Consider the following 13255-nt stretch of genomic DNA (forward strand, 5'->3'; position numbering starts at 1 on the left):
ACGCAGCACTTACAGTGAAATTCCTGTTCAACAGCCTGTCCCGATTTTTCGGGAGAACCGAAGTACCTGACGTTAACACTCTGCACTGATCGTAAAAATTCCCCACTGGCACTCATTTGTCAAGGTTCTTTGGTGCTTGTTTGAGACGAGTGCCTACTTAAATTAAAAGTTAAAGCGTAACGTTTCTAACGCGGTTAATGATAAGAAATTGTATTTTTACACTTGGAAAGCTAGTGGCGCTTTGCTCTTGACGCCCACAGCGATTCGTAGGCTGCTGGAAAGAATCTTAATTATAATTTAAATTCCAAATAGTTACGCTCGAATTAACAAAATAAAGTTCGTTTAGAGGTTTTTATCCCGATGCTTCGGGAGAACGGACTTTGGGTCCAATTTAATCGCAGATAAACGACAATAAATAAATATTCAAATAAATATAAAATGAACATACTTAAAAAAATCGCATTAACTTTAATTATCATTATAACGGCAATAAGTTGCAACAACCAGGATAAAACCAAAACAACAGAGCGAACTTCACAACCCCAAAATACTACACCAAGCATATCAAATTTTGTTGGAAATTATGTCTCTGAAAGCTATACAAAAAAAAGCGAAGGATACGATTGGATAGCGGTTTCTGTAAATCAATTATCAGATAGTACAGTTCACATTTCGGTGCGTTCTCGTATGGATAAGAAAAAACCATCTTGCACATTTGATGCTGATGCAATTAAAATATCGAACAATCAATTCAAGTCAAATGTTGATGGCAAACTAATTATCTATACATTTAACAAAGGTTCGATCAATATTGAACCTGAGAAAAATGAGGACAAATACATATTGCAATATTATTGTTCTGGAGGTGGAAACTTTAGCGGGGACTATAAGAAGATTAACGAACCTTTAGATGAAAAACAAATAGATGGTAGGGTATTCATAAAGACACTGTCTTTGCAAAATATTGGATTTGATGTGAGTACCACAGGAAAAGGTTCAATTCAACAACTTACAATTCAACCTTTCGGATTGAAAATAGACAACAATAAAATCACTATAGAAATTGACGGCTCTGTTACCAATGCAGAAGTTGAAGATTTGAATGCTGACGGATTTCCAGAACTTTTAATTTATACTACTTCTGCTGGAAGTGGTAGTTACGGTAATGTAATTGGATACTCTGTAAATGCTGGAAAATCAATCAGTCAAATCTATTTTCCACCAATTTCAGATAATCCAAAAGCAAATAAGGGATATATGGGGCACGATGAATTTGCTATAGTAGAAACGACTCTAGTACAACGTTTTAAAACATACAAAGAAGGGGATGCTAATAGCAATCCAACAGGGAATATTCGCCAAATTCAATACAAATTGAAAGATGGAGAGGCATCCCGAAAATTTATTATTGATAAGATAATTGAATATCCAGAAAAATAGAAAACTGCTACTAACAAGTTAGAGTTTCGTTGCGTGCGAAGCACGAATAATAAAACTCGTGTAGAATAGCCTGTCCCGCTTTTTCGGGAGAACCAAAGTAACTATCCTTACCACTATACAAGTATCGTAAAAATTGTAGAGAAAAATCAAGAGGATTTATAGCGATCGTAGAACATTCGTAGAGGGTCATAAAAAGATCCCGAAGCCTCGGGGATTCTATTATACTATGAGTAAGAAAAACAATTAAACGCGCTTCAGCCGATGTTGGTTTAATTTCTCCGCCTACAACTTACGCCAAATTTTCACCGCTCTTTGAAGGGTTCTTATAAAATGCTGCGCGAACGTCTTTGACTTCGCGCATTTTTTTCTATTTCTTATAAATTCTAAATAGGATAAAAGTCTCTGACTTTAGAAAGAAAGTTTTTAGGAAGAGTAAAGCAAGATTTCTCTCTGAATTAATATCTTAAAAAACATCTTGTTTTTTACCGTAGCTCCCCACTGGAGCTCGTTTGGCAACATTCTTTGGTGCTCGTCTGCGACGAGTACCTACTTAAATTTAAAGATAAAGCGTAGCGTCTGCAACGCGGTTAATGATAAGAAAATGTATTTTACACTTGGACAGCTATTGGTGCTTTGCTTTTGCCGCCCAAAGCTAATATAAGGAGGAAGGAAAGAGTTTGAATTATAGTTCAAAGTGCATATCTTTACTTTCTAGTTACCAAAAGAAAGTTCGTTTGGAGATTTTTAGAGGAACTATAGTTAAATATAATTCCCAAAAATAGAGTGATAGTGATAGGCCTGATTTTGCTACACTGATAGACTAGTTAGAGGTTATTTGAAAAGAACTGTTAAGTATAATGGAAAAATAGCAACTCAAAAGCGTAATCAAAACAAATAGTAATAGTATGAAAAAGGTACAATTCAAAGTAGGCATTAATGCACCTGCGAACAAGATTTATGATTTTATGCTTGGCATCAAAAGTAAATCAACGTATGAGCAATGGACTTCATTGTTTAACCCCACATCTACCTATGAAGGAAGTTGGGATAAGGGCAATAAAATACTATTTATTGGAGTAGATGAGAAAGGAGAAAAGGGAGGTATGGTTTCCAAGATAGCTGAAAACATTTCCAACCGATTTGTTTCGATTCAACATTATGGTATTATGAAAGCGGAAAAGGAAATTACAGAAGGACCAGAAGTGGAAAAATGGGCCAACGGATTTGAAAATTATACGTTCGAGGAAAACAATGGAACTACAACCGTTACGGTTGACTTAGACACTAATGAAGATTTTTTAGAGTATATGAACCAGACCTACCCAAAAGCACTCGATAAGTTGAAAGAACTTTGTGAAAAATAACAATTCCAAGGATATCTTTAAAATTCCAAGAAACAAACAAAGCTTGTAACAGCACCTGCAAGAAATCGGCAGTACATTGGTTAAACAATTCGTTGCGCTTCGTATCAAGTTTGGTGTTGTCAGACAGTTTTCGTCTCCACAATCACGACCTACTTGTAGCTGTAAAACGGGACAGAGTATAGCGGAGAAAGAAGGGGAAATAAAAAAACGAATAGACAATATAAATACAGGAAAACATGACAGATGAAAACACAGTAATAACATTAAATTCAATCAATAGCGAGCTGAAAGTTGTGAAAGAATTAGTTTATGATAAGTGTGGTTTTGATTTGATAAACTTGAAATGGAATTTGGAGAGTGCAGAATACGGAGCTTGTTCATTTAAACTAAACGGAAAGACAATTCAATTTCGGGTATCTAAAATTACACCGACAAAAACAGGTCAGTTTGTTACAATTTGGAAGAGAAACAAATTCGGTATAACAGAACCGTTTGATATATCGGACGACATAGATTTTATAATTATTACGTCAAAAAGTGGCGACAACTTTGGACAATTTATTTTTCCAAAATCTGTTTTGGCGGAAAATGGAATAATAACAAAAAACGGCAAAGAGGGAAAGCGCGGAATAAGAGTGTATCCTCCATGGGACATTGCGACAAATAAACAAGCAGTGAAAACTCAAAGTTGGCAAACAAAATATTTTTTGACAATCAAAAAAGACGCTAAAACGGACCTTGATTTGATTAGAAAATTATTATAAAAAAACGAAATTAGCTAACTGGCTGATTGATATGAATTTTTAAACGGTCTAACTTGGCTTTGCGGAACCAATAATGAAACGCCTGCTGAACGGAACCAATTTCAGATCCTATTGGCATGAAAGGATCTGTCGTTCTCTGGAGTTAAACCCAAACTAAATCTGAATTCTTAAAATTGCATGCTGCAATAAAAATACAAACAATTCGATAAAAGAGAAATCGAAATAGAATTAGGTAAAGACGATAAGACAAATCGTCTCAATTGGCGCTTGCTTATCAACTTTCTTTGGTGCTTGATCGCATCGATTATCTACTTAAATTGCTGGTAAAAAGTAGCTTTTATAACGCGGTCAATGACAAAAAATGGTATGCTACATTTCCACAGTTTATGGTAGTAGATACGTGCCCATCTGTAATCGGAAGCATTCGAAAGAGTTTGAATTATAGTTCAAAGTGCATACCTTTACTTTCTAGTTACCAAAATAAAGATCGTTTAAAGTTTTATCCCGAGGACTGGAGTGAAATTAAGCTGGAAGTAGAATGTACTTCAAACAAAAATAAATAATGGAAAAATACATACGCCAATTAATTACAATTGAATTTGAAGACAAAAAAGAAATTTTTAGTGGTTTTCTTATTGACTGGACAGAAGATTGGATTTTACTCAAAAATAATCCGGTCGATTTTATTATTGATGGCTATACAATCTTGAAAAACAAAAATGTAAAGGCCATCATTCAGGACAAAGATCATGAATTCACGGAAAGGGTTATTAAACTGAAAGGGTTAAAAACAAGTGCCGATGAAATAATTCCGCTACAGGATTTGTCTTCCATCATCCATTTTTTAGCCAATAAATATGAAATTTTTCAGATTGCAACCAAGTCTGACAAAGCGGTTTATTTAGGCAAATTGATAGAATTAAATGAAGAAGAACTGGTCATCGATTTTTTGGGAACCGAAGGACAATTTGAAGGGGAGATGAGTTTCAAACCAAATAAAATAAGAGTGATTGAATTTGATACAGATTACATCAATTCTTTAAAACTAATTGTTGACCAAGAAAAGTCATGAAAAAGGAAAACATTAATCCTAAAAAAAAGGAGGCCTTTTTAAAGGGCCTCCGATTGTAGATTCTGATTTATCATTTATCAACTCATACCGTTCCGTATAAAATGACTATTTGAATTAGCTTTTCCTTTCAGATAGTTTTACTCAAGTGATTAATCAAAATCACACTCAAAGATACAATTAAACAAGTATTAAGTTGTTGTTAATGAGTGATTTAACTATTGATTAACTTCTTAATTATGAAAACCCGCTGTATAGTAAGTTCAGGATTAAGGATTATATTTATATAGTTATAAGATGATGTATGTATTAACCGATATAGTTATTTCAGGATGGGACAAGTTCATTTTTAATTAATCCTTGTCGTCTAAGTCTGTTTCTTGTTCAAGTAAAGATTTTATTTGCTCACCAAAATCATGGTGCCCATCATCGTTATCAGTGCTAATTTCAATAACGCCATCGCCGTCGGTATCAAGCAATAGGTTCTGACTGGCTAATGATGTTAGTTTTGCAATTAGAGCATCAAGTTGTATTTTAATATTAAGTGTTACATCATTACTATTAACTGTAAAGTCTTTAGTTGGATCTGCAAAATCCATTTCAAGTTCAGCATCCTTGCCGCTCCATACAACAAAGTTTTTTCCGTCGATAGTACCTTTTATTAAAAAGGTCTTACCTTCCATTTCACCAGGCTGGATACTTTTTTCAAACTTAAACTTGATTTCCTCATATTGTGCATTTGGAACATTAACAGTAGTTATAATTTGAGACAAAGCTTTGTTAGGATCAAGAATATCTAATAAAAAAGGACCCACAAGTTTAACATCATCATGTAAAGAATCAGTATCAAATCTATCATCCTCCACATCAGTCTCTAACTTGATATTTCCAATGTTGATCTTAAAATCCGTAATAATCACTGTAGAGGCCATACGCGCCGAAGTCATGTTTGTAGTAGACACTGCAGATGCTTTCAATGTAACATTCCCATCTGTAGAGGCATTATCTGAACAAGAACTTGCCATTATGGCTAGCAAACCTAAAATTGATAGTTTTTTCATTTTATATAGTATTTAAGGGGTTACGTAATTAAGAATTATTTTTTAGAGCTTTTTTATATATGATTTATAAAATCGGTTTCGCAAAATTTAAAGTAATGAATAGGGTCTGTGTTTAGTTATTAGTTCTTAGTAAAATAAAGATAAGATGTCTCTCCATTACTGCTACTCTCATTTTTTAGTCTAATGTTAGTAGTGGTATATTCTATAATTTTCCAATTGTCCTCTAATTCATCTAACGCACTATTATCAAATTTTAATAGAAATATATCATGTCCGCTATTTACAAACGTTGACCAAGTTCCACCAATAGTATTTGTTCCTTTTACAGCAGCAACAGTCTCATTCGAATTGAAAGTAAAATTATAACCATTGTAAATTGAAGTTTCATCAATTTTGTTAAAAAAGTAAGAAACATTCCATCCGCCATCTGTCAAAATCGAAATGAAATTCGAATTTCCTACAGTTCCTGAATGAGGATCGCAATCCTGTATATTAGCCTCAATGATGTCCTCAAAATTAGAATTATTTGTAATTAATACTTTTTGACCTTTGGAGTCGGTAATAGAAACTGGATAGTTGATAGAAACAATCACATTGCTTTCTATATTTTCGAAAAAATTATATAAATCGGCATCATTTTGAATAGTAATAGTAGTTGCAATTTGATTATTTGAATTATAAATAGCAATCTTTATTGGATAATTTATATGTATACAGTCAATTTCATCAAACCCATCATCTTCATCACAATTTTCGATAATATCTTCTAATTGATCTGAATTTGCAATGAGTTGAGTTTTCCAATTTCGATACTGAATTGTTATTGGATAAACAAAGTTTACTAAATCATCATCACTTGAAAAAGCATCTAACGCGGCTTGAACCGTGAGATAATCATTTTGGTTAGATACTGTGATTTGTTTTCCATTCACGATAACATTAACCGGCAACTGGATATTAAAACAACTAGAATTATCCAAAACATTATCATGGGAAGTAGCGTTTTGTGATACCCTGGAAATCAAACTCGCAAGAGGAGATGATACGGATAGATTTTGAGTAGTATCTTGAATAATTATTGTTTCCTCATTTTGACAAGAAATAAATAATATAGCCGTAAAGCTCATTAATAAGTATTTAATTGTTTTCATATAAAAAATTAGAGGTTCCTGATAATAAAACAATTTACATCAACATTACCCTACCTAAATCAAAAATAAATATACCTTTACAAAGCAAAAAACATCAAAATAAATGCCAACCAGATCACTATCAAATACTTGTGATGAAATTATGTTTTCAAGATTTTTCAAAAGCCATGCAAAATCACTTCGCAATTTTCTCTTTTATAAATATGGAAACAAAGACCATGCTGACGATTTAACCCAGGAAGCTTTCATTAAACTGTGGCAAAACTGTGCCGCAGTTCCTATTGAAAAAGCAAAATCCTATGTATATATAATTGCCAATAATAGCGCTCTTAATGGGATTGCTCATCAAAAAGTTGTTTTGGAATATGAAAAGAATTTCACGGGTTCTGACAAAACAAATGAAAATCCAGAATTTATACTTGAAGAAAAGCAATTCAAAAGCAAGCTTTTAAAAGCAATTGAAAATTTGAATGAAACACAACGTGTTGCTTTTTTGATGCATCGCATTGACGGAAAAAAATACAGTGAGATTGCTGAAGAATTAAACATAAGCATTAAAGCTGTTGAAAAACGAATGCATTTGGCTTTGGTTGAACTAAGAAAACAAATTGATAGTATAAAGTAGGGTAAATCTATTTGTACTTGTTATAAACACATAAGATGAACACAATGGAAGAGAATCACATTTTATCAAAATGGTTAAACAATGATTTGACAGATGCCGAATTAGCTGATTTTAAAGCTGATCCTGATTATGAAAAATATGAAAAAATCAAAAAATATACGGCTCATTTAGAAGTGCCGGATTTTAATGACACGAAAATTTTAGAACATGTTGTTAGTCATAAAAAAACAACGCCTAAAGGTATTGTTTTGTACAAAAACTGGCTGTTTAAAGTGGCTGCCATTTTAGTTGTCGGGCTAGGTATTACATTAATAATGCAAAATTTTGCCACACAAACCCAATATGCACCAAACGGCAAAAAGAACACTTTTTCGTTACCGGACAATTCCGAAGTTGTTTTGAATGCGGGTTCAGAAATTGAATATAAAAAAAGGAATTGGGACAATAATAGAAACCTTGAGCTACACGGTGAAGCTTATTTTAAAGTAGCAAAAGGCAAAAAATTTGAAGTTACAACTGATCTTGGAAAAGTTGCTGTCCTTGGAACTCAATTCAATGTAAAAGCAAGAAAGAATCGTTTTGATGTAACCTGTTTTGAAGGAAGAGTAAAAGTAAATTACAAAAACACAGAGGTGATTTTAACCCAAGGACAAAGCGTTATTTTTGAAAATGGAAAACAAATAAATACAAGTGTTAATTCTCCTAAACCAGAATGGCTAGAAAATCAAATTGCTTTTAACACCGAAAATTTGCGCAATATATTAGATGAAATTCAAAGACAATACGACGTTTCGATTGAAGTGAAAACGAAAGATTCCGATAAATTATTTACAGGAAAAATACCAACCGATAATCTTGATGTTGCCCTTCAAATTATTGCAACAACTTATCACTTAGAACCAAATAAAATTGCCGCGAACAAAATAATTTTTGAAAAAAAATAAATGTTTTTAAGTAAACGTATTCATCTAATGTTTTTTTGCTTTGCTTTTGCTTTGAGTATATCAGCTCAGGAAAAAAGCAAAGCAATTGCATTAAAAGATATCCTGCAATCGTTAGAAAGACAACACCATGTATCTTTTAATTACATCAATAATGAAATAGTTTCTTTAAAAATTATACCTCCCAAAAAACACTTGTCTCTGAATAAGAAGATTGACTATCTCGAAAAAAAAACCAATCTCTCTTTTGAAAATTTAGATAATAAATTCATTAATGTTTTTAGCAATAATACATTGGACTCAAAAACCATTTGTGGATATGTATTTTCTAAACAAGATAATTCTCCACTGGAAAATGTAAATATTCAACTTGATAATGGCAGTGGAACTTCAACTAATAAAAACGGATATTTTGAACTAAAAAAAGAAGAATCAACTGATTTGTTGATTAGCTACATTGGCTTTAGCACAAAAAAAAATTTAGTCTCTGATTTACCTAATAAAAATTGTCTTAAAATTTATCTTGAAGTTGAAGTTTCTCAACTAAATAATATAATAACCAATAGTTTTTTAACGTCCGGTATTTCAAAAATAATTGATGGAACATTTGAAATAAAGCCTAAGAGACTTGGAATTTTACCGGGCTTAATTGAACCGGATATTTTACAAACCATGTTACAAATTCCCGGTATCTATAGTGTTGATGAAAGTATTTCGAGCATTAATGTACGAGGCGGTACACATGATCAAAATTTATTTTTATGGAACGGTATTAAAATGTATCAAACTGGACATTTTTTTGGATTAATTTCGGCGTTCAATCCTAATTTAGCCCATACAATTTCTATAACAAAAAATGGAAGTTCTGCTTTTTACGGCGAAAGTGTATCGAGTGTGGTGGATATTTCCTCAAACCCAAATAAATTTGAAAAAAATAATTTTAGTGCGGGAATAAATATGATTAATGCTGATATTTATTCTCGGTTTAATATCTCCAAAAAAGGTTTTTTAGAAATTGCCGGAAGAAAATCCATAAGCGATTTTGTACAAACACCAACCTATAAACAATATTACAATAAGGCTTTTCAAAATACAAGTATTACTAATTTTTCCAATAACCAAAATGTAGATTATTCTAGTGACGAGAAATTTAATTTTTACGACATTACAGTTAAATATTCACAAAAAATCGGGCAAAAAGACAATCTGATTTTTGATTTTATAACGATAAGTGACCTTCTAAAAGTTTTTCAAACAGCCCGAATTAATAATACAATTCAGTCGGAAAATAATATTTTATATCAAAAAAATTATGGAGGTAACCTTTCTTGGAAACGAAATTGGAATACAAAAAATAGCAGTAAATTCAATTTTTATACTTCTTCCTATGAACTTGATGCCGAAAAAAACAAAATACAGGATAATCTGATTGTAAGACAGGAAAACAAAGTATTAGAAAATGGTTTCAAACTTGAAAATAACCACATACTCAATTCAAAACTTACTTTTAATAACGGATATCAATTAAACGAAATTAGCACTACAAATTTAGATGAAGTAAATGGTCCAATATTTTATCGAAAAATAAAAGAAGTTCTACGAACTCATGCGCTGATAGTTGAAGGAAAATATAATGATACGATATCCAAAATATATTTGAATATAGGACTACGATTAAACTATATCGAACAATTTAAAAAATACCTTTTTGAACCAAGATTACAGTTTAATTATGCTATTACAAATCACTTTAATTTAGCATTGTTAGGGGAATTCAAAAGTCAATATTGCTATCAGGTTATTGACCTGCAGAAAGATTATTTTGGAATAGAAAAGAGAAGGTGGATATTGGCAAACAATACTACCATTCCTATTCAAAAAAGCAAACAAGCATCTATTAGTTTCTCTTATTCCCAAAACAATTGGTTATTTACTTTAGAAAATTTTTATAAAAAAGTAATTGGAATTAACAGCTCAAGCCAGGGATTTCAAAACCAATTGGAATTTGTAAAAATTAATGGTGATTATGAAGTCTTAGGAATGGAAATGCTTGCGCAAAAGAAAATAAATCATTTCATCACTTGGCTAAGTTATACTTATAATAAAAACAATTATCACTTTCCAAATTTAGAGCAACCTGTATTTCCAAACAACTTTAAATTAGATCATAGTATCTCTTGGGCTGGAATCTATGAAAGGAAAAATCTAAAAATAGCATTGGGTTCAAAATGGTATTCTGGTAAACCCGAGACAACTCCTATAAGTTCCATCATAAATTCTAGTAATCCCTCAAATCCAAAAATTGATTACAATACCCCAAATAATAAAGTCTTGGATGACTTTTTTCAAGTTAATTTTTCGACAACATACAAATGGGAAAGCTTAAATGAAATTCAATATAAACTAGGTTTTTCCGTATTGAACGTATTCAATCGAAAAAACGAAATTAATGAATATTACAGAATAAATACCATTACAAATTCTATTGAAGATGTAAAAACATTTTCACTTAAAAGAACTCCAAATTTAAGTTTTAGAATAACTTATTAGACCTACATTTTAATCCCTTAACAAACTGAAAGATGGTGCAAGTGTTACACTTGGATTACTAAAAACGAACTTAATGCATTATATAAATTAGAAACACAGCGTTTAAAATGCGTTTATGAGAGCGTTTTAGACTTTTTCTGAAGAAAGGATAAATAGTCGTGCATTTGTTCGGAATCTAGTTCAGTGGGGATTTTGTCAAAATAAAGCGAAATGGCCACCACGTGGTGGGAATAATTGTTGAAAGTGCTTGCACTTCTGCCCAAGACAGATGCAGTACGCTCAAAACAATGCAAAAGTTCATCAAAACGGGGAACTTACCGCTTGGCATGATTCAGGATTTTGTTTTCCCTTAAATCTTCTGGATTCTTTTTTTAGTCATAGTGTACGAATTTTAATTATATTCAGTAGGTACAAAATCACAGTGAATGCTCCCGAAGGATTAATTCAATAGCTACTAAAACGTATTTGAGCAATTGGTTTAAAGGAAAATGGTTATATACCTGCAAATTTGATGGATAGATGAAAAAGTAGGTTTCGTTTTGCCTACAAACAAAAAATGAATATAGAAATAAAGTGGGCAAATTTTACCGTCAAAAACAAAACGAGAGTAAACTTTTCAGGTATGTACACTGGTATGCAAAACAAGTATAAATAGAACACTTTTTCAAAAACAACATGATGAGCCAGTAAGCGACATACAATCCTGATTCGCCCTATAACAATTTACGGCTATTACAGCCACAAGCAGAAATAGAGAGTACAAGAATTCTCAAAAAAACAATTACAGCAAGTAGAACATTATTATCACGCAGGATGAATTATTTAAAGCATCCATAGCAGAAAAAAGAAACGATAACCCGGCAACCAAGAGGTTATGCATTACAAAAGTGCCTTATGAGATTGAGTAGAGCAAATTGAAAAACGACCTATATTAATCCCAAATTTTTTTGTGACATTAATGCAAATTAGTAAAGAAAATCAGGCCTGTCCTTCGAGGTCTCTCGACCTCGAACTTTTGCCAGCTGCACTTCCTGCTAAATACTCCTGACGAGCGCCTGGTTATTGCTCTCAAGTACTATTTTTTACGCAAAATTATCGCCATTGTCCCGGTGCCCAACGATATCCGCGTCGAGTTTTATTCCAATGACCTGGTTTATAATAGCGGCCCTCACGTGGCATAGTCCAATAACCATCCCCGTGATAATAAGAGCGTGTTCGATTGTTCCAATACCAGTTGCCTTCTATCCAAATATGGCTGCCACTGGGACGCAAGGGTCTATAAGTTACGTGGTAGGAGGGTTCAACGGAAACATAGCCCGCCGAACAGGCCGTCAACAGTGATGCGATTCCTACTAAACTGATGATATAAAGTAATGGTTTCATGTCCTTGATTTTAAGTAAATTAATTTTTTTATGGTACTCTCCATATATAAAAACCACCATAACTTTTGAAGTACCAGACACAGTCAATTCTGTCAGTATTCAACCCGCTAGTTATCTCGTTTATTCTTCCTTTGAGATTGCTTCGTTTATGGATGATTTTTTTTGCTGTTGCTGTCTGACCTGTTGTTTTCAAAATAGTAATGGGTTAATTTTCTTTTTATTCTTAAAGCAAACTAAAAATATAAAGTATTAAAGATAAGGAATTTACGTGCGTAGTATGTTAAATTATTTTTAAAATAGGTTATGCTTCAAAAATACTCTGCTTTTATTTTAAGAAGTTAAAATTAGAGGAATCGGAGCTATTTTATAAGTTTGCAAGTCTTTTAATTTTGAAATCAGACCAGATACAAGTGCTGATAGGGTAACTCCAACTCAAGCTCATTTACAGTCATGAAAACACCTCAGCTGGAACGAGGGCCTTCCTCATGTCCGATCAGCACATAAACTCCTGAGCGGATTCTCCCGGGTGATTTGCCTTCAATTATACATTTTTTTGAAAGTAAATATGAAATTTTTATAATAGCAACACACTTAGATAAAGCAATTTATCGGATGAAACTTATAAAACAGAATGAGGAATAATTGCTGATCGATTTTTTGGTAGTCGAAGGGGAGTTTGAAGGATGATGAGTTTTAAGCCAAACAAAATAAGAGTGATTGAATTTGATACAGATTACATCAATTCTTTGAAACTAATTGTGAACGAAGAAAAGTCATGAAAAGGGAAAACATTAATCCTAAAAAAAGGAGGCCTTTTTAAAGGGCCTCCGATTGTAGATTCTGATTGACCATTAATCAACTCATACCGTTAAGTAAGAAATGACTATTTGAATAAGCTTCTCTTTTC

9 protein-coding genes are annotated in these 13255 nt (G+C 32.4%); 7 read left to right on the forward strand and 2 right to left on the reverse strand.

Annotation, left to right across the window (positions count from 1 at the left end; all coding sequences use genetic code 11):
- The first annotated feature begins 438 nt into the window (after window positions 1–438).
- From BC952_RS12285 to BC952_RS12300, 4 genes are all read left to right on the forward strand, one after another.
- A complete protein-coding gene (locus tag BC952_RS12285) occupies window positions 439–1440 on the forward strand; it encodes a PliI family lysozyme inhibitor of I-type lysozyme (protein ID WP_121365913.1) in 1002 nt (333 codons plus the stop codon).
- 905 nt (window positions 1441–2345) lie between these two features.
- The gene (locus BC952_RS12290; protein ID WP_121365914.1) at window positions 2346–2804 is read left to right on the forward strand and encodes an SRPBCC domain-containing protein; all 459 of its coding nucleotides are present in this window, start codon (window positions 2346–2348) and stop codon (window positions 2802–2804) included.
- A 236-nt stretch (window positions 2805–3040) separates the two neighbouring features.
- A complete protein-coding gene (locus BC952_RS12295; protein WP_121365915.1) occupies window positions 3041–3568 on the forward strand; it encodes a MepB family protein in 528 nt (175 codons plus the stop codon).
- A gap of 562 nt (window positions 3569–4130) precedes the next feature.
- Complete coding sequence (locus tag BC952_RS12300) at window positions 4131–4640, forward strand: hypothetical protein (protein ID WP_121365916.1); 510 nt, start codon at window positions 4131–4133, stop codon at window positions 4638–4640.
- Between the two features lie 350 nt (window positions 4641–4990).
- On the opposite strand, the gene BC952_RS12305 is transcribed toward BC952_RS12300, so the two are convergent.
- The gene (locus tag BC952_RS12305; RefSeq protein WP_121365917.1) at window positions 4991–5698 is read right to left on the reverse strand and encodes a hypothetical protein; all 708 of its coding nucleotides are present in this window, start codon (window positions 5696–5698) and stop codon (window positions 4991–4993) included.
- A 119-nt stretch (window positions 5699–5817) separates the two neighbouring features.
- Entirely contained in the window at window positions 5818–6849 is a 1032-nt protein-coding gene (locus tag BC952_RS12310) for a hypothetical protein (protein WP_147405281.1), read from the reverse strand.
- Window positions 6850–6952: 103 nt separating this feature from the next.
- Between BC952_RS12310 and BC952_RS12315 the strand changes: the two genes are divergently transcribed.
- The 3 genes from BC952_RS12315 to BC952_RS12325 are packed head-to-tail and all read left to right on the forward strand — an operon-like array spanning window position 6953 to window position 10965.
- Complete coding sequence (locus BC952_RS12315; RefSeq protein WP_121365919.1) at window positions 6953–7474, forward strand: RNA polymerase sigma factor; 522 nt, start codon at window positions 6953–6955, stop codon at window positions 7472–7474.
- Window positions 7475–7509: 35 nt separating this feature from the next.
- On the forward strand, window positions 7510–8418 hold the full coding sequence (locus BC952_RS12320) for a FecR family protein (RefSeq protein ID WP_244200149.1): 909 nt from the start codon (window positions 7510–7512) through the stop codon (window positions 8416–8418).
- Window positions 8419–10965 (forward strand): TonB-dependent receptor, encoded by a 2547-nt coding sequence (locus BC952_RS12325; protein WP_121365920.1) that lies wholly within the window; start codon window positions 8419–8421, stop codon window positions 10963–10965.
- Window positions 10966–13255: the final 2290 nt, after the last annotated feature.

The sequence above is a fragment of the Flavobacterium limicola genome (assembly GCF_003634755.1).
Lineage (GTDB): Bacteria > Bacteroidota > Bacteroidia > Flavobacteriales > Flavobacteriaceae > Flavobacterium > Flavobacterium limicola.

What these genes read in the sequence shown, in the direction of transcription:
- BC952_RS12300 (WP_121365916.1), top strand. Translation starts at nt 4,131, where the DNA reads ATGGAAAAATACATACGCCAATTAATTACAATTGAATTTGAAGACAAA.
- BC952_RS12320 (WP_244200149.1), top strand. Translation starts at nt 7,510, where the DNA reads ATGAACACAATGGAAGAGAATCACATTTTATCAAAATGGTTAAACAAT.
- BC952_RS12285 (WP_121365913.1), top strand. Translation starts at nt 439, where the DNA reads ATGAACATACTTAAAAAAATCGCATTAACTTTAATTATCATTATAACG.
- BC952_RS12325 (WP_121365920.1), top strand. Translation starts at nt 8,419, where the DNA reads ATGTTTTTAAGTAAACGTATTCATCTAATGTTTTTTTGCTTTGCTTTT.
- BC952_RS12315 (WP_121365919.1), top strand. Translation starts at nt 6,953, where the DNA reads ATGCCAACCAGATCACTATCAAATACTTGTGATGAAATTATGTTTTCA.
- BC952_RS12305 (WP_121365917.1), bottom strand. Translation starts at nt 5,698, where the DNA reads ATGAAAAAACTATCAATTTTAGGTTTGCTAGCCATAATGGCAAGTTCT.
- BC952_RS12290 (WP_121365914.1), top strand. Translation starts at nt 2,346, where the DNA reads ATGAAAAAGGTACAATTCAAAGTAGGCATTAATGCACCTGCGAACAAG.
- BC952_RS12310 (WP_147405281.1), bottom strand. Translation starts at nt 6,849, where the DNA reads ATGAAAACAATTAAATACTTATTAATGAGCTTTACGGCTATATTATTT.
- BC952_RS12295 (WP_121365915.1), top strand. Translation starts at nt 3,041, where the DNA reads ATGACAGATGAAAACACAGTAATAACATTAAATTCAATCAATAGCGAG.